The sequence below is a fragment of the Paenibacillus antibioticophila genome, from assembly GCF_000455265.1.
Taxonomy (GTDB): Bacteria; Bacillota; Bacilli; order Paenibacillales; family Paenibacillaceae; genus Fontibacillus; species Fontibacillus antibioticophila.
Window position 1 is genome coordinate 354,591 of record NZ_HG005139.1, and the last position, 20,740, is coordinate 375,330.

Consider the following 20,740-nt stretch of genomic DNA (forward strand, 5'->3'; position numbering starts at 1 on the left):
GAGTCTGCCATAGCTGCAGGCTCTTTATTTTGCCTGAAAGGAGGAAACCCAATGGAAGAAAGAAACAACACTACTGCTAAATTCGAAGTTTTAAATCTGGGCGGACTTGAAGAGCTGTTGCACGAATCCCGATAACTCGCGCAACAGCTTGAAGAAAAATGCAAACAGATTAGGGGCTGGCAGCCGCATGTTTCATCGAATCATTCAAAGACCTAATTGCCTACGAGTGTAGTCAACTGTTGCATTTTAAGTAAATCACTTATTCCACAACAAGAATACGAGGCGATGCTTTACGGATGACATTGGATGAGACCCAGGCTCCCAGAGCGGCGGAGATGATGTTGATGCTGGCGATGAGCAGAATTCCGCCCCAGTTCAGAACAATTGGCAAATGAACAATGCCGTATCCGGCAAGAACCGTTTCCAGCAGGGTGGGTAGCAAATAAACGCCTGCCGCGATGCCAAGTATGGCTCCGATCGCCGATAGAGCGGCGATTCCCAAAGTTATTGACCATCTTAAGCGGTTAGAGGCCATGCCGACCGATTTATAAATGCCATAGGTTTTACTTTCTCTCCGAATATTAATGCGGCAGGTACTGAAAATAATGATGAACGTAACGAGTACAAATAGCAGACCCATCAGACTCATCGGGAAGATTAAAATGTTGGACGCCTCTTTAAAGACGGAATCCAGCAGCGTCTGTTGTGTTACTACTGATGTGGAAGCTTTAAAGCTAATATTCAATGCATCCGCCACCGTATCCGCCTGATTAAGGCCGTTCACATTAATAAATACCACATCCACATCATTGTAGGTCGGATTAACCGTTCTAACAGCATCCATCGTAGTGCGTCCAGAAATGGACATATTGGCTATGGCTTGATAAATTCCCGTGATGATAAAGGTCTGCTGCTTACCTTCAATATATACATCTATCACGTCGCCCAGGTTCTTATTCAACATTTTCGCCACGTTTACGCCAAGGGCAATTTCATTTGGCAGGCGCGGATTGTTTCCGCTCAAGGTTTCAAATCCTAATTGCCGGTAGTCTCCGTCAAGAACGCTAATAGAGATACTCAGCGATTGACCAACTGTATCCGGTTTAGCTTCTGAACTGATGATCCCTGTTATATTAGCCTGCCAGCCATAATTAGCAATTCTGGAATCGGCATTTAGGACTTGCTCGAATTCGGCACGGGGGAACTCGGTTTTGTTAACAATCACGGCTGCGATATTGGCGTTGTCATAACCCCATTTCGCTGCTGTATGCTGAATGCCGGTAATGCTGCTTATCAGAACATACCCCAGTACCAATACAGAGGAAGCCATCGTGGTCAATATCAACATGAGAACGGACACTTTAATATTCTTGATCAGGTTCCTTAGACCGATAACAACGGTGGCGGGAAAATGACCGAATCCAAGCCGTCGAACGCCGGCCGAGTTCATTCTGCGGCTGATTTTGCTGTTGTCCGTTTCCGACATGCCATAACGAATCGCTTGTACTGGTTGTATCTTACGCGCTTTCTTTGCATACAGCACCACGAACAAAATAACCAGGGCGAATAAGATCAGCCCTATGAGCATGGCGGCGCCGAAGCCTTGAATTCTGAGATCGGTATCGGCTGTCTTAAGCGAAGATAGCGAGAAGGTAAGGATAAGCCGGGACGACAGGGTACTAAGTACCAATCCGGGCGGTATGGAAACAAACGAAAGAAACGAATACAGCATGACATAGGTAGCGATTGTTCTACGGGACGTCAGGCCTAATGATTTGAGTACCCCAATGGTTTTGTAATTGGCCAGAATGGAATCGGAGATGGTAAAGCCAATGGTAATGAGCGCAATCAGCATCATGACCATGCCCAAGAAAATCATAACAAATCCGATGATCCGATTAATGATCAGGTAAAAAGATAATATGCTTTCAAACTCCATTTTCGATTCGAGGAACGGGGTGCCTAGATCTTTTTCAAAAACCTCCCAATAGTCCCTATTGTTGCTGTAATCAGCAAAGCGAAGCCCGATCAAATAATTATCATTGCCTGGCAAAGCCGTGAGTTTCCCTTGATAATCATCGCTGTTCATCCAGATACGTGAGGTATTTGAGAATGGTGCGCCGAAAGGAACATCCACAACAATGGCAGACACCCGCAACTCCAGTGTGGTGGCTCCGGCTTTGAAGCTGATCGTGTCGCCTACGGAAATATTGTAGGAGTTAGCCATGGAAGTGGGAACCCATATCGCTCCCTTCTCCGGAGTAGAGCTTACCATGCCTTGCGAGAAAACAAGCTCATCTACGCCCAGAGGAGAAGCAGGGGTATTCATCATGAACAAATAAAGGTTCGGAAAGTCCTGACCCTGATGAGAGATTCCCGACAAAGCACGATATTGCAGCAGTTTTGTTACTTCGACGCCATCCTGTGCAGCCCACCAATCATGGACAAATTGCGGGTCATGATGCCCTTTTTCAAGCGTCAGGATTTGATGAGATCCGTTTGTGCGGCTATGCATTTCGGTGAACAGATTACCGGTATTGGCAATAATGATCGCCGCCGTGGAGACCAACAACGTGGATAGCAGGATGAGTAAGGCGATAAACAGATTTTGAACCTTGCTTTTTTTTAAATAGGATAAGCTAAGCCTCCAAACTGCACCCATCATTTACTCCTTTCTCGAAACGAAGGAGAAGATCAGGGCTTCCCGTTCCTGGCTATGATTAGCGTCGTATTTCTCAAACTCCAGAATTCCGCCGATTTTACCGTCCCGGATATAAAAAAGCCGGTCAGCCCTACAGGCTGCTTTAATGTCGTGAGTAACCATAACGACCGACTGCCCCTGACGATTTATACCGCTTAGAATGTCGAGTACGGCTTTGCCGTGATCGTAATTCAAGCTTCCGGTCGGCTCATCCGCGAAGATGATGTCGGGAGAATTAATCAATGCCCGGGCAATCGCCGCTCGTTGCTGTTGTCCACCCGAGGTTTGGGAAGGAAGGCGGTTATTCAGGCTGTCGATCCCCATGGAACGGAGCAATTCATTCGCTTTAGCCTTCACTTTGTTCTTTTTATATCCGGCAATATAGCCCGGTAAGGAAACGTTGTCCATAATTGAAAGATCAGGCACAAGGTTTATACTTTGATAAATATAACCTATCCTCTTGGTGCGGAAATCGGACATCTCTTGTTCGCTATAAGCATCAATACGTTGCTCGCGGAAGTAGACCTCACCCGCACTAACATTATCCAGCCCGCTAAGCAGGTACAGCAGGGTTGACTTTCCCGACCCGGAATTCCCCATGATGACAGTAAACTCCCCTTCATAGATTTCCAGGTCAATATTGCGGATCGCATGATGCTGCTCGCTTCCGGCATTGTATGTCTTACATAGATTTTGGGCGCGGATAATTACCGTTCCGGACATTTGCATCACTCCCGTTTTTCTGTTTAAGCAACAGTATAGGTGCCGAATATTTAAAAAGGCTTATCAAGTTATTAATAAAATATTACTGCTGCGAATTTAACAGTTAGGAAGAGTGAAATGGAATGTAGTTCCTTGCCCCTCTTTGCTTGTAAAAGAAATCTGACCGCCGTGAGCTTCAATAATAGTTTTGCAAATCGAAAGACCTAAGCCTGATCCCTCCAAAGCATGCTCCCGGTAGGCGGTGCTTGCTTGTCCTTTGAAATAACGCTCAAATATAAAAGGCATATCCTGGGGCCGGATTCCTTTGCCTGTATCGGCAATCGTAATCTTCAAATGTCCCGTCTCTAACTCGGCTTTGATCATGATGGTGTCCCCGGGAGCGGTGTGCTTTAACGCGTTGGATACTAGATTGGAGATCACTTGCTCGATCCGCACGGTATCGATATTGATCAGAACGTTTGGGATATTCTCAGGTTCTACGTAAACCAGGCCATTAGAACGGACATAATGACCGATAGGTTTGAGCATATGCTGCAATAGTTCCTGGCTATACTGTTCACGAGGATCTACCGAAATCTGCCCTAGTTCCTGTAAGGCATGAATAAGCAGGTCATCCACAAGCCTTGCTATTTTATCCGTATTGGTTCGCATGACTTCAACGTATTCCAACATCGTTTCCGGGTCCGGACAAATGCCCTCAAGAATCGCGTCTATGTAAGCCTTCACGGTTGTAATCGGAGTTTTTAGATCATGGGAGATATTTGAAATCAGTTCTTTTTGCGCTTGCTCCTGCTTGATCCTCTGTATGTTCAGATGCTTAATTTCTTCTCTCATCAAATCAAACATCCCAAATAATTCGTCCAGTTCATCCATTCTGGCGTATTGAATCTGCTGCTCGTAATTCCCCTTCAGGATGGCTTCAGCATGCTGCTTCAATGTTTGAACCGGGGATATCAGGTGCAGTTCCATTTTTCTTTTAATTGAATTGAATAGAACAACTAGGCTCAGAGAGAGCAGTATTGCAGCAAGGAAAAGCAATAGGGGGATAGTGTTGGTATTCTGTTCGAGAATGATGTTTTCAGGCACAGTAAAAATAGCATTTCCTATTTGGGTCGGGGGCGTTCCGCTAATGACAGGAAAAGCAATTTCAAAGTATTCTCCTGCTTGCAAAGCAGAGTGCATGTCATAGTGAAGATCAGTATGTAAATCGATTTTTTGAATCGGGGGGAGGCCTGCTGTTTGGAAGGAAACCGTACCAGCAGGATTTGTATACATCATTTCAACATGGTTAGCTTGCGTTAATGTGTTAAGTTGCTCCCGAACCCCAGCATCATCAAGCTTGTCCGCATGTTGCTCCAGATAAAGCATGATCGGATTAACGGTTATCCGAACTTGGTTGATAACATACTTGGGATCGGAGGCACTGTCACCAGTATCGATGTACATAAAAAGACCTATACTGCAGCCTGTTATTATGGTCAGACAAATTATGACGGCCCTGAACCAGTTCCTAGACCAACTGCTCAATGACATGAAGTATGCTCCAATCGTAGATTAGTCCAAACTAAATTTATATCCGACGCCCCATACTGTCTTCAGATAGACCGGGTTCGATGGATCGGCCTCAATCTTTTCCCGGAGCCTGCGGATATATACGGTTACTGTGTTCTCATCCCCGTATGCCGCATATCCCCAAACCGCGTCAAGCAGTTGAGCTTTGGAGAACACTTGATTTTTGTGGCTTGCCAGATAGTGGAGCATCTCGAACTCTTTGGCCGACAGCGCAGCCTCTTTGCCGTCTATCGTTATCTTATAAGCCTTTTTATCAATCATCAGCCTGCCTAAATGTAGCTTGTCAGGATCTTGCCGCTCGCCAGTAATCATTTCATATCTGCGGAAGTGGGCATTAATTCGGGCCAGCAATTCACTTAAAGAAAATGGCTTGGTCATATAATCGTCGGCTCCGAAGCCAAGTCCCAGAACTTTATCTATATCGCTGCCTCTAGCGCTTAAAATAAGAATGGGCACATTATTTCTGCGCCTGATTTCCCTGCATAAATCAATGCCATCCATATCCGGGAGCATAATATCGAGAATAATATAATCCGGTTGCAGCAGCTCCAACATCTGCAAGCCGTCTTTTCCGTTCCCTGCAATGGCAGCCTCATATTTGTTTTTTGCTAAATAATCTCTCAAAATACGCGAAATATCTTGCTCATCTTCAATAATGAGGATTTTACGGACTTGCTCCATGGTCAACTCTCCATTTGTTTTAGGCGTACTTTCTCTATTATTTTATACTATATAAGTTGAACTACTGAATATTACGTTCTGGGGGCAACGTGTGAAGTGTTCTTACGATTATATAGTCAGCATTATCAAACTCGGGTATATGGAATAAAGTTAATGCGTTTTCCGTACTTACTCTGGAAAACGCATTAACTACAGAATATCAATAATTTTCTATCTTTACTTATAAAGAATTATACCCGAAAACGGAATGAATGGATACGATCAGGGAATACAGAATGAGCTATTATCATATATCTTTCATGTACTAATTTTTAGGCTCTGCTATAATAGAACTTGTACATGAACTGGCTAAAAAGGACGGTCGGCTAAGTCTCCCGGAAGGGAGGTGATGCCTGTGGAGATTAAGGATGCTTTGACGATCATGATCAGCTTTGGGGCGCTTGTTATTGCGTTGCTGACGCTGGTGGTGGCCATCGTCGTAGCGATCAATCAGCACACAAAGAAATAGACCGCCCTGAGCAAAGGGATGCGGTCTATTTCGAGCCGTAAAACCTAGCAAAGCCGACCGCTCTTTAAAGCGGTACGTGTACCGGGGAGTCCGTGTATCCAGCACGGCTCCTTTTTCTATTGTTATCATAGCATACAGCGAAATATACCTCAAGACGGAACAGTCGTTCAAGCGCGGCTATGTCAGAGGACTTAGCTATGAACGAGAATGCATACAAGTAAAGAGAAAACAAAGCTAGGGAATAGATATCGTTGCTTTGAGATGAGACAGCAAATGGGAGTATAAGGGCTATAGGGAATGGTTTAGAATAAGGATAAAACTGAATAAATGTTAGGCGGAATGATTTAATAAACTACAGATGTTATGGACACGTGATGTAAAATTAACACTTTTAAGAGACTGGGATTAAATTCTACGGTTTGCCAAGGTCTTTTTAGATATCTAAATAAGTTAAACTAAAAAATCTACATATTCAGGCAAAAGTGTGAAGTTTTAGAACACTCCTACGTTGCCCCGGCATGCTCAATTGTTAGTCCGATCTATAGCCTTGAATATGCAAAGTGTATTTTGCTATTGAAATAAGTTGGTAATTTTGATTATGATGTTACTAAAGATGTTAACTAAATCTAGAGTAGGTAGATTATGAGTTTAAATGACAATATATTAATTAAAATTCGTGAAATGAGAGAGAGCTTTACTCCGGTTGAACGATTGGTTGGAGATTATATCCTGGAAAATACGGAAGAAATCCCTCATCTGTCGATTAAGGAATTGGCTCAATCGAGTAAGACAAGCGATGCTTCTGTCCTTCGCTTCTGCAAGACGATGGGTTACAGCGGATACCGCAATTTTATTGTGAGTATATCCGCTTCTTTGGGTTCTCGTGACGAGGATGCAAGAGCTCAATATACCGATATTCGGCCGGGCGATGATCTTTCGACAATTATTTCAAATATCTCCTTGAATAATATCAAGTCCATTGAGGATACGCTTAGTGTTATTGATCGAAAAGAAATTGCAAGAGCCGTAGAGTTACTGCGTCATAGTAAGCGAATTGTTTTCTTCGGAATAGGCGCCTCCGGAATTATTGGCATGGACGGGCAACAAAAGTTTTCTAGAATTAATAAGATGTGCCACGCTTATACGGATGGACATAGTCAGCTTACGGCAGCAACTTTACTTGAGAAGGATGATGTTGCCATCTTTATTTCCAACTCTGGAGCAACTAGCGATATTCTTGATGCACTGGAGATTGCTCAAAGGAACAAAGCGAAATGCATTGCAATTACGAAGTACAATAAAAGTGAGCTCGCAGAGCGGGCGGATATTGTCTTGAGTATATCTACACCGGAAATCACTATCCGCAGCGGCGCCATGGGCTCGCGGATCGCGATGCTTACGATCATTGATATCTTGTTTGCCGGTGTGGCAAGCGCAGAGTATGAGCAAGTGAAAACCTACTTAACAAAGACGCACAATATATTAAAGAAAAAGCTTAGAAATTAATCTAATCCCTGGATTTTTGATTTTTAATGGGCAGTAACGAATATTTGGGCAACTCGCAGTCATTAACGAATGACGCGGGATGCCTTTTTTTTGTCTTGATGTCAGGTTAGCTACATAAAATACAAGTTAAACTTTAGCCAGTATAGGATGGATCTAGGTCAGATATGAGAGGAATTTAAAGAATAAAGTCATTAAAATGAATGGCCTTTTTAGTAAGCGCCGGCTCTTTTGAAGTGGAGTTTATGAACAGGGAAGTGACTTTTCCTTTTTAAAAGGGATGCCTTTATCTATACTGTTGTAAGCGTTTAATTAAAATTCAGATTTCGTCTTGTAAGCGTTTTATAAATGTGATATAACAGAGTGTGTAAAGTATGAAATAAAACATCAGAATTTAATTTCCTAATGAAATTTAGTTTCAAAATCTATTGACGAAACGACCCGTTGTATATTAGTATAGGAGCATGAAATTTGTTAGTTAAATTAACACCTATTGTTATATCTGTGTGAGATTTAAGCTGGCAAGAAGGAGGATAGCTATGAATGACTACCTTGCGGGATTAACAACAGAAGCTGTGAATCCAGACACATTAATGATTGATGAATGTACGACGGAAGAAATGATCCAGCTAATGAACCAACAAGATGCATTGGTCCCCGCGGCTATAGCTGAGGAAATTCCGCAAATTGCAAAGGCGGTAGATATTCTGCACCATAGGTTATCGAATGGTGGAAGAATGTTTTACATAGGAGCCGGCACATCAGGAAGATTAGGCGTTTTGGATGCTTCCGAATGTCCGCCTACCTTTGGTACAGATCCTTCCTTGGTGCAAGGACATATTGCTGGTGGCGATATTGCTTTGCGCACTGCGGTGGAGGGCTGTGAAGACGATGCGGATGGGGGAATCGCCTTAATCGAAAGCATCGGTGTAACAGACAAAGATGTACTTGTTGGGATTTCGGCGAGCGGCAGTGCAAACTTCGTCATTGCTGCTTTAGCGAAAGCAAGGGAGCTTGGAGCAGCTACGATTGGCGTCTGCAACAACAAAGGCTCGAAGTTCGAACCCATTGTAGATGTCTGTATTTCACCTGTGGTAGGGCCGGAGGTAATCAGCGGCTCGACCCGATTAAAGGCAGGAACCGCTCAGAAGCTGGTGCTTAATATGCTGACAACATGCACGATGGTCAAGTTAGGGAAAACGTACAACAACTTAATGGTTGACCTGAAGGCAAGCAATATTAAGCTCGTCGATCGCTCGATCCGCATCATTATGAACACAACGGGTGTAGAAGCATCAACCGCGGCAGAAACACTTGAAAAAGCATCCATGAACTGCAAGCTGGCAATCATGATGATTAAGACGGGGTTAGAGGCACAAGAGGCGGAGCAAGCGCTTAACGCCAACGGAGGACACCTAAAACAAGCAATTGCATCATTAGTTTAGGCGGCAAAAGGGTTGGTAGAAGAATTAAGTGATTTTCTAAGATTAAGGAGGCTGTATGGCATGAAAAAAAGAACACGGGTATTAACATTGTTTCTGTCAGCAATCATGATGTTGTCGCTCTTATCCGCATGCGGGGGAAACGGGAATAACACCTCTGCTTCTACAAACGACGGAAATACGGGCGGCAGCAACGGGGGTTCAGAGCCGAAGAAGGATACGATTACGGCGCTTTTGCCTCCGGTATCGGCGAATTATCAAGCTCGCTTTGCCGATATGGAGAAAGAATTTAATCAATTGTATCCGCATCTAACCTTGAAAATTGAACCGGCAAGCTGGGAAGATATGACCCAAAAGCTGGATACGCAAGTAAACGCAGGCTCGCCGCCGGATATTGCTTGGGTAGGTTCGACGGCCATTTCTAAATATGCGGCGCTGAATGTTCTTCTGGACCTTAATCCTGTACTCTCGGATGAAGTAAAAGCGGATTATGATGAAGTAGCCATGAAATACTTCCAACTGGGCGATGCTCAATACGGTCTGCCGGCGTATCTGGCTATTCACTCTATCGGCGGCAACAGACAATTCCTGGAGGAAGCGGGCATCGACTGGAGAAGCGTACAGCAAAACGGCTGGACTTATGAAGAATTCCGTGAAGCCATCAAGAATGGTGTCGTTAAGAACGACAAGGGCGAAACAACCCGCTACGGATTCGTATTCGCTACGTCGGGTGTTACATCCAAAGACTATCTGAGCATCATGGCCAAATCTGCCGGTTTGCCGGAATACTTTGACGAGGACCTTAAGTTCTCTTATACGAGCAAAAATTTCTTGGGTCTGCTTGAAGCGATCCGTCAAATGATCGATGATGGCTCCATGCCTAAGGAACTGAGCTCCATCGATGCAGGTAAGCGCTGGAACATGTTCTTGACGGGTCAAACCATGATCACAGGTAAAGGCCTTGCAAGCTTCGAGAACTCTGCGCGCCTGAACAATGAAAAGATTAAAGCAAATGATGGTTCTGCCGTTGCGGATTCCATCGAAGCCGAGTACATTGCGCTTCCTGTTCCTACATTTAACGGTGCCGACTATATCCCGACATCCGTTGTCGATGGTTACATTGCGCTTCGCGGTAAAAAAGAACCCTCGGAAGAGCACATTAAAAATATCGGCTTAGCCATCAACTTCCTGTCCTCCGGATCCATTGCGGCTAACTACAGTAATGAGCTGTTCTTATCGCCGGTCACCGAATCCGCACGTAATGCGGCAGTTCTTGAGGAATACCCTCGGAACGAAGATAACATTAAAGCAGACCAAGCCATGATGGCTAAAGCGGTTCCGGCTCGCACGGATATCCCGACGGATAAGGCTGCCGAGGCGATCAAGATCGAGACGGAAGTCATTGTTCCTAAACTGCAGGCTTTGCTTGCAAACGAAATTACGCCGCAAGAAATGTATGATGCGGTTAAAGCAGCTGCAATCAAATCCTTCGGCGAAGATGGCATTGTAGTTGACTAGTCTGACTTAGACCGGTAAGCGAAAGCTGTACGTATCCGAACGTACAGCTTTCCTTCTAAATTAGTCTATAGCTTGTACTGCCTGGAGAAGAGAGGTGCGACCCAATGAATCAAACGTTGACTAAAAGAAAAAAATTGAAGCTCGAAAGCGACTCAGGTTGGGGATATGCGTTTATTGCAGTAGCACTTATTGCGTTTTCTTTATTTACCGCATATCCGGTCATTAATGCTTTTATTATCAGCTTGCAGGAATACGCTCCGTTAGGATCCAAGTATGTCGGCCTGGAGAACTTTGTGAACTCGTTTCAAGACGAGCTTTTCTGGAAAGCAATGAAAAATACGTTGGTGTATACGCTATTAACGGTTCCGATGAATATTTTTCTTTCCTTTCTAATTGCGATTTTGATTATTCCTTTCAAGAAAAGAACGCAGACTGTCTTTAAAGCAATTTATTATTTGCCGGCCGTCGCATCGGGGGTTGCGCTTTCCGTTGTCTGGCTGTGGATTTTCGATCCGTTGAAATCAGGTATTGCCAATCAGGTTGTGGGCTTTTTCGGGATGGGCAATCAGAACTGGCTTGGTTCCAGTGCAACTGCCATGTTTTCACTTGTAATCATGTCCTGGCTGTCCAGCCATGGAACAGCAATTATCATTTATCTGGCGGCATTGCTCGGTATTGATAACAGCTATTATGAAGCAGCTGAAATTGACGGTGCGACATTCTTGCAGAAGCTTTGGTATATCGTCGTTCCTTTCCTTAAGCCAACCACGCTATTCCTACTTGTCACAGGTGTCATTGGTTCCTTCCAGGTATTCCAGAACGCCTATCTGATGACGGGCGGCGGACCGGACCATGCAACAACGATGGTAGGTTTGTTGATCTTTAACAATGCGTTCACATATTTCGAGTTTGGTGAGGCAGCAGCACAATCATTACTTTTAGCTGCAATTATCGCCTTTATTTCGTTCCTTCAATTCAAGTTCTTTGGCAATGACGTAGAATACTAGGAAAAGGAGCAGGATCCTATGGGTTTGTACAACAATAGCTTAGGTAGAAAAGGGAGTCTGTTCGTCCGTAATGGCGTCATCATTACGTTCCTTATCCTGTTTGCCATAGCTACCATATTCCCGATTTACTTCATGATCATTTCCTCGTTCGGAGATCCGGTAGAAGCAGGTGCAATGAGCTACTCTATCTTTCCGTCGAAGATCTCATTTGAGTCCTACAAATTCTTCTTTGACTTCAGTCCACATTCCTGGGACTGGTTACTGAACTCATTTATTGTGGCAACAAGCATCACGATATCCAACGTGTTTTTTGCTACCCTTGCCGGATACGCTTTTGCAAAAATGAAGTTCAAAGGCAAAAACATTTTGTTCGCTATTTTGCTTGGATCGATGATGATTCCTGGCCAGGTAACCCAGGTCCCGCTGTATATTCTGATCGTAAATATTTTTAATCTGCAAAATACGTATCCGGCGTTGATCATGCCGAGCATAGTAACGGTATATAACATTTTCCTGGTGAAGCAGTTCATGTCGTCCATTCCAGGCGAAATTATTGAGGCTGCCAAGATCGAAGGCTGCTCTCAGCCTAAAATCTTCTGGCACATCATTATGCCTCTATCAAAAACCGTCATGGCCGTACTAGCTATCTTGACGTTCATGGCAGCATGGAATGACTTCTTCTGGCCGTTCCTGGTGACGAACACGATGGATATGCAGACCATTCAGGTCGGATTGAAAAACTTCCGCTTTGCGAATACAACTTACTTTGCACCGATGATGGCGGGGGCAACCATTTCAGCAGTTCCCATGTTTATATTGTTCTTCAGCCTGCAAAAATACTTCCTTGAAGGGGTAACCGTCGGAGCGGTGAAGGGGTAATCGAATGAACAAACCATCAAAAGTTGATGCGGCATACTTAGTCGGCCTGATGTCCGGTACATCAGTAGATGGTATTGATGCAGCAGTAGTAAAGCTTTCTCCATCGGCTGACAGGGAGCATGGAGTAGAGGTTGAGTTGCTGGCTTTTGAGAATACTCCTTTTCCGGTACAAGCTAGAAATTCCATATTTGAGCTTTTTGATCCGGCTAACGCCACGATTGATAAGGTTGGCGCAATGAATATGTGGCTTGGCGAATTGTACGCCCAAGCCACATTATCCGTTATAGGGAAATGCGGACTCTCGGCCTCGCAAATATTTGCAATAGGATCCCATGGACAGACGATCTATCATGCGCCGGAGGAGAAGGCTATAGGCGGCTATAATTTGCACTATACCGTTCAGATCGGCGAAGGTGCCGTGATCGCGAACCGCACGGGAATACCTTGCGTATCCGATTTTCGAGTCGCTGATATGGCGATGGGCGGACAGGGCGCGCCATTAGTCCCCTTTACGGAGTACGTCTTGTTTACCGATCCGGAAAGGACGCTTCTAATGCAGAATATCGGCGGCATAGGCAATGTGACGGTGCTGCCTGCGAATGCGTCTCCTGAACAGGTATTTGCTTTTGATACAGGCCCCGGAAACATGATTATTGATGGGCTTGTATCGCAATTGTACGCCCCGCTCACGATGGATGCCGGCGGTGAAATTGCTGCAGGCGGTCAGGTGATTAGCGAGCTGCTGGAGTGGATGCAGCAGAATGAATATTATGCGATGCCCTTGCCCAAATCAACCGGCAGGGAACGGTTTGGCCAACAATATGCGGCGCAAATCATTGCAATGATGAAGACGAACCGCTGGAAAGCGGAGGATGTGATTGCAACGGCCACGCGCTTAACGGCATGGAGCATCGTTGACAGCTATGAACGGTATATTAAGCCGCAGCATCAAGCGCAGCAACTGTTAGTTGGCGGTGGCGGCAGCTATAACAAGACATTAATGCGCGATTTGCAGCGATTGTTTGCGGCGCATCAGGTGCAGGTGCTGACGCAGGAGGATATCGGCGGCAATAGCGATGCCAAGGAAGCCATTGCTTTTGCTCTGCTGGCATATTACACGATGAATCGAATGCCTAATAATATGCCGCGCGTGACCGGAGCTTCTGGCCCAGTCATCATGGGGAAGGTCTCATTTCCCTATCCTGGAAGTTGAATGGAGGCTTGGATGATGATGCAGATCAGACCCTATTCTATAGAAGATCGCTCGGCAGTTGTAGAGCTCTGGAATCGCGAGGCTACGAAATATGACTACAAGCCATTTTTGGAGCAAGAGTTTCACGATACCTTTATCGATCATCCCTATTATGACGCCCATTGCATGTGGGTGGGCTGTAACGGAAAAGAGATCGTGGGTTTTGCAGCCGGCTGCAGCGGGGATGAGCTTCCTCTTGGGGATGTGGCGGGCTACATTACATGTGTGATTGTGGATGCTGATGCGGCCACGCCGAAACATTATGATGCATTCCTGTCTTTAATAGAAGAAAGATTTCGGCAGCTTGGAAAGAAGCAGGCGGAGGTCTTGTTTTTTAACCCGGTTAAGCTGAAATGGAGAATTCCAAGCTCGCCTCAGCATGAGCATAATAATGCCCCGGGCATCAGTAAGGACCTGCCGCTATACGAAGCTCTAATTGCCAGAGGCTATGAAGACCGGTCGACCCAATGCGGCATGTATTTGAAGCTCGGAAGCTTTGCCGTCCCTGAAGATATAATTCGCAAGGAAGCTAAAGCGAGTACTGAAGGCTATACTGTGACTTCTTATATCCCGGAGCTGCATACAGGGCTTGAAGCAACCCTTGCCGCCCTGAAAAATCCGCAGTGGGAAAAGGATGTTGTTGCTTATGTGAAGGATGGCGCGCCTCTTGTCGCAGCAGTACACGGCAGCGAAGTAGTCGGCTTTGCCGGTCCGATTATTCTAGAGCCTACGGGACGGGCTTTCTTTTGCGGAATCGGGGTGCACCCGCAGCATGAGGGCCACGGCCTCGGCAGTATCTTGTTTTTCCGCATGGTGGAGGCCTTCCAGGACGCGGGCTGTCAATATATCTCTCTGTTCACCGGAAGCAATAATCCGGCGCTTCGAATCTATCAAAAAGCGGGCTTTACGATTGAAAAACAATTTTCTATATTGCGGAGGGAGCTTTGAAGATGAGTGAAAAATTAACGGTTCTAGCGATTGGCGCACATGTCGGTGATGTAGAGCTGGCTTCGGGCGGTGTTCTCGCCAGTCATAGTTTAAAGGGAGACCGCATCGTAACGTTGGCTTTAACTGCAGGGGAGCGAGGCGTCCCGGCAGGGCAGGACATGAAGCAATATCGTCAGCAGAAGGTGAAAGAGGCGCAGATTTTTGCGGAGATGCTTGGCGGGGAGGCCGTAGTCTTTGATTATTGCGACGGGGAGCTGCCTGACAATCAACAGATCCGTATGGAGGTCTGCGACGTGATCCGCCGCGTGAAGCCGAACATAATTATTACGCACTGGAAAAACAGTATGCATAAAGACCATGCGCTGACCCATCATATCGTAAATGATGCCCGCTTCTTCGCAAGCCTGTCTACGTTTGAACGCGAGCATCCGGCTCATTTTGCGGCAAGATTGTATTACTCCGAGAACTGGGAGGATGCGGTCGATTATGTCCCTTATGTCTACGTGGATTTCGATCAGGCGGCATTTGATCTCTGGATTGAGGCGCTAGGTAAGCATTGGTTCGTAACGAACAGCAAATCTTTTAAATATATGGATTACTATAAAGCGCTGGCCGTTGTCCGCGGCTGTGAAGCAAGAAAGCAATATGCGGAAGCGTTTATGGTGCCTGCCGAGACGATGAAGGTTAGACAGTCCAGTCTTTGGTAGCTAATCAACGGGCCGAGTAGGAGGGTAAATTCATATGGTGTTAAACGGGATTGATTCGATCACGAAGTACCGAGACTTGTTTGAGGGGAAGCGCGTAGGCTTGATCACGGCGCCGACCGGTCTTACAAAGGATTTTGAATCAACGATTACGATCTTGCATGAAAACTTTCATCTGGCTGCGATGTTTTCCCCCGAGCATGGGGTTCGCGGGGATTTGGATGCCGGGGCATTAGTGGACACTTATATGGATCCTATTACGGGTGTCCCGGTCTATAGCTTATACAGAAAAGATTCCAAGCGTTTAACCCAAGAAATGCTGAATGAAGTAGACATCATGGTATACGATATTCAAGATGTCGGTGTGCGGTATTACACTTTCATTTATACGATGCTGTATGCACTTGAAGATTGTGCTAAGGCAGGCGTGGAATTCGTTGTTCTTGATCGCGTGAATCCGCTTGGCGGGGTAACGGTGGAAGGGAATATCCTGAAGCCGGGCTTCAAATCCTTTGTTGGAAATTACGAGCTGGCTGCCAGGTACGGATTAACGGCGGGTGAAATCGCAACGATGGCAAATGATCAGATGAATTGGAAGGCCTCGCTGCACGTCGTTCGTTTGGAAGGCTGGGAGCGGAGCATGTCCTTCCCGGACACCGGATTAACCTGGGTGCATCCTTCGCTTGGGATTCCGCGATATGAGACAGCCTTATTATATACAGGCACCTGCTTGTTTGAAGGCACCAACTGCTCTGAAGGACGCGGGACGACGTTCCCGTTTGAAATGATTGGTGCTCCGTTCATTCATGCCCAGCAATTGGCGGATGAGATGAATGCGAAGAGACTTCCGGGCGTGCGCTTCCGTCCAGTCCATTTTAAACCGACCTCATCCAAGCACCAAGGAGAGCTATGCGGCGGCGTACAGATTTATATTACCGATATCCAGGCTTTGAAGCCGCTAGAAGTGGGCGTAACCTTATTATTTGCGATTAGAGATATGTATGAGGAATTTTTATTCCTGCCTCCTGTAAAAGAGGGGTCCCGGCCTTTCATTGATCTGCTGGGCGGAGACAGCGTATATCGCACGGAGCATATTCAAGCCAAGCCGCTGCTCGAGCAGTTTGCTGAGGAAAGCAGGCAATTTGCCGATATGAAGCAGCAGTATCATTTATATCGCTAGCTAAGTTGAACAAAAAAGACTATGTAGAAAGGCATAAGTGTGACACTTCACACGTTGCCCCCAGCGTAACTAATTAGTTCAACTATAGAGATTGCTAGAGGATGGTGAATAATGATGAGAACCATAGATCAAATGAGCCTGCGTGAAAAGATCGGACAAATGATCGTTACAGGCTTCCCAACTCCCGAAATGACGCCGGAGATCAAAGAGGTCATCGAGCAATATCAAGTCGGCAACATCATTTTATTTTCGCACAATATCAAAAATAAGGTTCAACTGGGCGGGCTCGTGGCTGAGCTGCAGCGATGGTTCGCCATGCATACAGGGATCCCGGGCTTTATTACGATCGACCAAGAAGGCGGCCGGGTAACCCGCATGCCCCAAGATGCGACCAATGTGGCCGGAGCCATGGCCATCGCTGCTTCGGGACGACCTGAAAATGCCTATGCAGCAGGCCGAATGACGGCCAGAGAATTAAAGGCCTTGGGGATTAATTTCAATCTGGCTCCCGTGATGGACGTGAACAACAACGCCTTGAACCCCGTTATCAATGTACGTTCATACGGTGATTCCGTTGCGACCGTATCGGAGTATGGAATTCAAATGATGAAGGGCTTGCTCGAAGGCGGCGTCATGTCCTCACTGAAGCATTTTCCGGGCCACGGAGATACAAGTGTAGATTCCCATATCGGCTTGCCGATCATTGAAAAAACGCTTGAGGAACTGGAGCAGCTTGAGCTGCTGCCGTTCAAGGCTGCCATTGAACAGGGCGCGCAGGCGATCATGAGTGCGCACATTCTATTCCCGCAAATTGAGAAGTCCGGCGTGCCGGGCACCATGTCTTATACGATTATTACTGAAATCCTGAAGGAAAAGTTAGGATTTAAAGGGCTGGTTGTCTCGGACTGCTTGGAAATGGATGCGATTAAACGCTTCTATGGTACGGCAAAGGGTGCGTTGGGAGCGGTTAAAGCAGGTGTTGACCTCGTATTCATCAGCCATACCCCCGAGAGGGTGAAAGAAGCGGTCCATTTGATCGAGGAAGCCGTATTAACTGGCGACTTGGATGAAGCGGTGATTGATGCAGCCGTTGCAAAAATTTTGGCTTACAAAGCGCAATATGCGACGATAGGGGAACCGGATTACGAGCTGGTGGGCTGCGATGTGCACCGGCGCGCAAACGAGCTCATGCGTATGGAGACGATCTGCTGCGTGAAGGGAGAGGTCCAGCCCGTTCAGACAGGTGACAAGCAAGTGCTGTTTATCGGCTCTTACTCCTATCGCAGCGACCTTGCGTCCAGCAGTGTGAATCAGGACCTCAGCTTCCCGCAGTATATGGGAGAGTATTTTAAGACAGCTTATGAGATTATCGACATTGACCCGAGCGAGGAGCAAATTAACACTGTGTTGCAAAAGGCGCTAGGCTGCGGACATATTGTCATCGGCTTGTTCAATGCACGTGAAAACCAAGGACAGCTTGCGCTTGTTCAGAAGCTGTTGGCAGCTGGTCTCCAAGTAACGGCCATTACATTAGGCCGCCCGTACGATTTAGCCTTGCTTGAAGGCGAGTTTTGCGGGATTGCAGCCTTCGAGTATTCGGTGGATGCGTTCAAATCTCTCATTCCCATTCTGAATGGCGAGGTTAAGCCAACGGCCAAGATTACGATTCAGCTTTAGCGAATAAAGGACAACAAGAGGGGGACAGGGGCATGGCGTACATCGTTGGAATTGATGGGGGCGGTACCAAAACAGCTGTCACCATTGCCCGTGACCAGGAGGAGAGCTTATTCACCTTTACGGTAGGGCCGATTAATTATAACGGCGGCGATGCCGATGCGATTGCTGCCTCCTTTGAAGAAATTTTTAATCGAACGAGGCATTACTGCGGCGATCTGCGGGCAGTTGCCCATATCTGTATAGGAGCTGCAGGGATAAGTAACCCGCTGGTCGTCCGTTTATTGGAGCAGCATCTGCGCAGCAATGGATACAATGGGCCGTTAACGATTACGGGCGATCAAGAAACGGCATTATATGGAGCACAAAATGACCTGCAAGGCATTATTCTCATTGCCGGTACAGGATCGATTTGCTTCGGGGTCAATGCAATGGGAGAGCGGCACCGCACAGGGGGCTTTGGTCATCTGATCGATGACGAGGGAAGCGGCTATAGCATTGGACGCGATCTTCTGTCTCTTTTGGTTCGAGCAGAGGACGGAAGAGTCAAGGATACGATTGTTCCAGCGATGGTATATGAGCAGCTTGGACTAGGCACCGTGCAAGAGGTTATCGGCTTTGTTTATGATAAGCGTACGACGAAAAAGGAGATTGCTCAGCTTGCGCCGATCCTGACGACCGCCTGTGAAAAGGGGGATGTCCATGCGCTCAGGCTGGCGGAGCAATGCGCCGCGAATCTCTATGAGCTTGTGGTGCCTGTGATTGAAAAGCTTAAGCTGGTTGATAGCCCGATTGCGATTGCAGGAAGCGTCCTGCAAAAGTCGCACTTTGTGAAAGAAGCATTGGAGCGGAAGCTTGCACAAAGCCACCCGCAAAACAAGCTGATCTTACCGATTAAGGATGCAGCCTATGGCGCTGTCCTGTTAGGGAGAGCCAAAGCGAAGAGCGGCGAGATTTAAAAGAAAAGACAATTAAAGCCAAGACAATTAAGGGGTGTCAGTCCAAACTGTTGGACATGACCCCCTTTTTTAGATATCAACGCTTGCTCAAAATTTGTCGGTCAAATAGAATACGGCTTGTTGTTTCGGGAATAGGACTTGGAGGATGCCAGCATGCTCAGCACACTCAGCACGCCTTTCTGCGGCGGCTTCATGATAACCAAATATGATATAGGTCATTAGATCGCGCTCATCCAAGTCCAATAGGATATAGTCAAACGTATCTTTGCTAGTAACGGAAATGGAAAGCTGGTGCTGCTGATAATCCATGTATATAATTTCCTCATTGCACTTCAGGGCGATATGCAGCTCTTGATCTGCTATTAGGGCGCCTCTAAGACGGTCTTCCAATTCAGGCAGAAGTTTATGAAACGCAGAGCTCAGGTTGATCATCTTCCACATGGCCATATTGATTCGAATGGGGGTTGCTCGATGCTGCTGGAAATAGGAATACAGCTTATGATCCTCCTGGAGCATCGCCAAGATTTGTCGTGCATTCGGACGAAGCCGGCATAAGGCATGAAATAGCTGCTCAACACCGTCCTCCCCTTCATTCAAATACATTAATTCATTTAGAAATATCTGCTCTGCCTCTTTCTTCTCAATGATCCCGTAAGCGACGATTTTTTCATCCCTGCGAAGCAGCAGACAATCGGCTCTTTTCCATTCCGGCCAGGTTATTAAATCACGCCAGTATGTTTCATTGCGGACTGCGGTATAGGTGCGATTTAGATTGAACTGTTCATAGATAAGACGGATCTCATCGAGATAACGAGCTTCAAAAGGAATGACCTCGCAGCTGCTTGGCCGCTCCAAGCTTGCCGGCTTTTTAATGGCGAGAGCAGTCTGGGGAATAAGTCTCCAGCCAGCCTTTTCATAAAATGCGTGCTTACTGGCCAGAAGCAAGCTGATATCAAAATCGGATTCTTTCATATAATTAGTCTGCGCGTGGAGGATTTTGTGAGCCAGACCCAGTCCGCGGTAATGAGGATCTGTCCCGACGCTGCCTATGGCACCCATTTTCAGGATGGCTCGACCGACTCGAATATACAGCGGGAAAATCTGCACATGGGATGCAATCTCGCCATCTACCTCCGCAAACCAGGTTGTATCCGGATCATAGGCGGTATCTTGGTCTAATCTTTCTTGAAAAAAATCCCGGCCTACCGAAAAGCACTTATCTAAAAGATCGTAAATTACTTCAAGCTGCTCTCTGGATGGATGATTCTTGACAATAATGTCGGGGGTCGTTGTCATCTTTTAGTTCCTCCTGCGCCTCCATGGTAGGATACCCTTCCCTCATGCACGAAGCAAAGTTACAGATCAAATATTTTTTGAAATTTAATTTCCCAATAACAGTTTAGTGTTGAAGTAAAATTTCGTCAATAGAGGCTCCGGACCGGTCCGTTTACTTCTCCGGTTCATTGTTGCCTTTACGCTTTACGGTGAA

General features: G+C 46.3%; 17 protein-coding genes. 12 read left to right on the forward strand and 5 right to left on the reverse strand.

The features are described from left to right. Positions 1 to 259 precede the first annotated feature (259 nt). From TX85_RS01520 to TX85_RS01535, 4 genes are all read right to left on the reverse strand, one after another. Positions 260 to 2,662 carry an ABC transporter permease gene (locus TX85_RS01520; protein WP_044477378.1) on the reverse strand — a complete coding sequence of 801 codons (2,403 nt, stop codon included), beginning with the start codon at positions 2,660 to 2,662 and terminating at the stop codon, positions 260 to 262. A 3-nt stretch (positions 2,663 to 2,665) separates the two neighbouring features. Then, positions 2,666 to 3,424 carry an ABC transporter ATP-binding protein gene (locus tag TX85_RS01525; protein WP_187375121.1) on the reverse strand — a complete coding sequence of 253 codons (759 nt, stop codon included), beginning with the start codon at positions 3,422 to 3,424 and terminating at the stop codon, positions 2,666 to 2,668. A gap of 96 nt (positions 3,425 to 3,520) precedes the next feature. Continuing rightward, a complete protein-coding gene (locus TX85_RS01530) occupies positions 3,521 to 4,870 on the reverse strand; it encodes a sensor histidine kinase (RefSeq protein ID WP_233500583.1) in 1,350 nt (449 codons plus the stop codon). Between the two features lie 108 nt (positions 4,871 to 4,978). Continuing rightward, positions 4,979 to 5,677, reverse strand: coding sequence for a response regulator transcription factor (locus TX85_RS01535; RefSeq protein WP_044477381.1), 699 nt, complete (start codon positions 5,675 to 5,677; stop codon positions 4,979 to 4,981). Between the two features lie 388 nt (positions 5,678 to 6,065). On the opposite strand from TX85_RS01535, the gene TX85_RS26655 reads away from it, so the two are divergent. The 12 genes from TX85_RS26655 (at position 6,066) to TX85_RS01590 (ending at position 19,251) form a co-directional block, all read left to right on the forward strand. Beyond that, a complete protein-coding gene (locus tag TX85_RS26655) occupies positions 6,066 to 6,185 on the forward strand; it encodes a putative holin-like toxin (RefSeq protein ID WP_374706025.1) in 120 nt (39 codons plus the stop codon). Positions 6,186 to 6,827: 642 nt separating this feature from the next. After that, positions 6,828 to 7,691, forward strand: a complete 864-nt coding sequence (locus tag TX85_RS01540) for a MurR/RpiR family transcriptional regulator (protein ID WP_044477382.1) — start codon at positions 6,828 to 6,830, stop codon at positions 7,689 to 7,691. 536 nt (positions 7,692 to 8,227) lie between these two features. Next, positions 8,228 to 9,133 carry an N-acetylmuramic acid 6-phosphate etherase gene (murQ, locus tag TX85_RS01545; RefSeq protein ID WP_044477383.1) on the forward strand — a complete coding sequence of 302 codons (906 nt, stop codon included), beginning with the start codon at positions 8,228 to 8,230 and terminating at the stop codon, positions 9,131 to 9,133. A 60-nt stretch (positions 9,134 to 9,193) separates the two neighbouring features. Next, on the forward strand, positions 9,194 to 10,648 hold the full coding sequence (locus tag TX85_RS01550; RefSeq protein WP_044477384.1) for an ABC transporter substrate-binding protein: 1,455 nt from the start codon (positions 9,194 to 9,196) through the stop codon (positions 10,646 to 10,648). A gap of 104 nt (positions 10,649 to 10,752) precedes the next feature. Continuing rightward, the gene (locus tag TX85_RS01555) at positions 10,753 to 11,655 is read left to right on the forward strand and encodes a carbohydrate ABC transporter permease (protein WP_044477385.1); all 903 of its coding nucleotides are present in this window, start codon (positions 10,753 to 10,755) and stop codon (positions 11,653 to 11,655) included. A gap of 18 nt (positions 11,656 to 11,673) precedes the next feature. Beyond that, positions 11,674 to 12,534, forward strand: coding sequence for a carbohydrate ABC transporter permease (locus TX85_RS01560; protein ID WP_044477386.1), 861 nt, complete (start codon positions 11,674 to 11,676; stop codon positions 12,532 to 12,534). A gap of 4 nt (positions 12,535 to 12,538) precedes the next feature. Further along, on the forward strand, positions 12,539 to 13,747 hold the full coding sequence (locus TX85_RS01565) for an anhydro-N-acetylmuramic acid kinase (RefSeq protein ID WP_044477387.1): 1,209 nt from the start codon (positions 12,539 to 12,541) through the stop codon (positions 13,745 to 13,747). Positions 13,748 to 13,762: 15 nt separating this feature from the next. Beyond that, a complete protein-coding gene (locus TX85_RS01570) occupies positions 13,763 to 14,734 on the forward strand; it encodes a GNAT family N-acetyltransferase (protein WP_233500584.1) in 972 nt (323 codons plus the stop codon). A gap of 2 nt (positions 14,735 to 14,736) precedes the next feature. Further along, positions 14,737 to 15,441 carry a PIG-L deacetylase family protein gene (locus TX85_RS01575; protein WP_044477388.1) on the forward strand — a complete coding sequence of 235 codons (705 nt, stop codon included), beginning with the start codon at positions 14,737 to 14,739 and terminating at the stop codon, positions 15,439 to 15,441. Between the two features lie 34 nt (positions 15,442 to 15,475). Continuing rightward, entirely contained in the window at positions 15,476 to 16,618 is a 1,143-nt protein-coding gene (locus TX85_RS01580; RefSeq protein WP_044477389.1) for an exo-beta-N-acetylmuramidase NamZ family protein, read from the forward strand. Positions 16,619 to 16,729: 111 nt separating this feature from the next. Next, the gene (locus tag TX85_RS01585) at positions 16,730 to 18,295 is read left to right on the forward strand and encodes a glycoside hydrolase family 3 protein (RefSeq protein ID WP_049894753.1); all 1,566 of its coding nucleotides are present in this window, start codon (positions 16,730 to 16,732) and stop codon (positions 18,293 to 18,295) included. Positions 18,296 to 18,327: 32 nt separating this feature from the next. After that, on the forward strand, positions 18,328 to 19,251 hold the full coding sequence (locus tag TX85_RS01590) for an N-acetylglucosamine kinase (RefSeq protein WP_044477390.1): 924 nt from the start codon (positions 18,328 to 18,330) through the stop codon (positions 19,249 to 19,251). An 87-nt stretch (positions 19,252 to 19,338) separates the two neighbouring features. Here TX85_RS01590 and TX85_RS01595 read toward each other — a convergent pair whose 3' ends face one another. Beyond that, positions 19,339 to 20,547 (reverse strand): GNAT family N-acetyltransferase, encoded by a 1,209-nt coding sequence (locus TX85_RS01595; protein ID WP_044477391.1) that lies wholly within the window; start codon positions 20,545 to 20,547, stop codon positions 19,339 to 19,341. Positions 20,548 to 20,740: the final 193 nt, after the last annotated feature.

Bases quoted from the DNA above. Each gene is read 5' to 3' on its own strand.
- TX85_RS01520 (WP_044477378.1), bottom strand. From the start codon at position 2,662: ATGGGTGCAGTTTGGAGGCTTAGCTTATCCTATTTAAAAAAAAGCAAG.
- TX85_RS01525 (WP_187375121.1), bottom strand. From the start codon at position 3,424: ATGTCCGGAACGGTAATTATCCGCGCCCAAAATCTATGTAAGACATAC.
- TX85_RS01530 (WP_233500583.1), bottom strand. From the start codon at position 4,870: ATGTACATCGATACTGGTGACAGTGCCTCCGATCCCAAGTATGTTATC.
- TX85_RS01535 (WP_044477381.1), bottom strand. From the start codon at position 5,677: ATGGAGCAAGTCCGTAAAATCCTCATTATTGAAGATGAGCAAGATATT.
- TX85_RS26655 (WP_374706025.1), top strand. From the start codon at position 6,066: ATGCCTGTGGAGATTAAGGATGCTTTGACGATCATGATCAGCTTTGGG.
- TX85_RS01540 (WP_044477382.1), top strand. From the start codon at position 6,828: ATGAGTTTAAATGACAATATATTAATTAAAATTCGTGAAATGAGAGAG.
- murQ (WP_044477383.1), top strand. From the start codon at position 8,228: ATGAATGACTACCTTGCGGGATTAACAACAGAAGCTGTGAATCCAGAC.
- TX85_RS01550 (WP_044477384.1), top strand. From the start codon at position 9,194: ATGAAAAAAAGAACACGGGTATTAACATTGTTTCTGTCAGCAATCATG.
- TX85_RS01555 (WP_044477385.1), top strand. From the start codon at position 10,753: ATGAATCAAACGTTGACTAAAAGAAAAAAATTGAAGCTCGAAAGCGAC.
- TX85_RS01560 (WP_044477386.1), top strand. From the start codon at position 11,674: ATGGGTTTGTACAACAATAGCTTAGGTAGAAAAGGGAGTCTGTTCGTC.
- TX85_RS01565 (WP_044477387.1), top strand. From the start codon at position 12,539: ATGAACAAACCATCAAAAGTTGATGCGGCATACTTAGTCGGCCTGATG.
- TX85_RS01570 (WP_233500584.1), top strand. From the start codon at position 13,763: ATGATGCAGATCAGACCCTATTCTATAGAAGATCGCTCGGCAGTTGTA.
- TX85_RS01575 (WP_044477388.1), top strand. From the start codon at position 14,737: ATGAGTGAAAAATTAACGGTTCTAGCGATTGGCGCACATGTCGGTGAT.
- TX85_RS01580 (WP_044477389.1), top strand. From the start codon at position 15,476: ATGGTGTTAAACGGGATTGATTCGATCACGAAGTACCGAGACTTGTTT.
- TX85_RS01585 (WP_049894753.1), top strand. From the start codon at position 16,730: ATGATGAGAACCATAGATCAAATGAGCCTGCGTGAAAAGATCGGACAA.
- TX85_RS01590 (WP_044477390.1), top strand. From the start codon at position 18,328: ATGGCGTACATCGTTGGAATTGATGGGGGCGGTACCAAAACAGCTGTC.
- TX85_RS01595 (WP_044477391.1), bottom strand. From the start codon at position 20,547: ATGACAACGACCCCCGACATTATTGTCAAGAATCATCCATCCAGAGAG.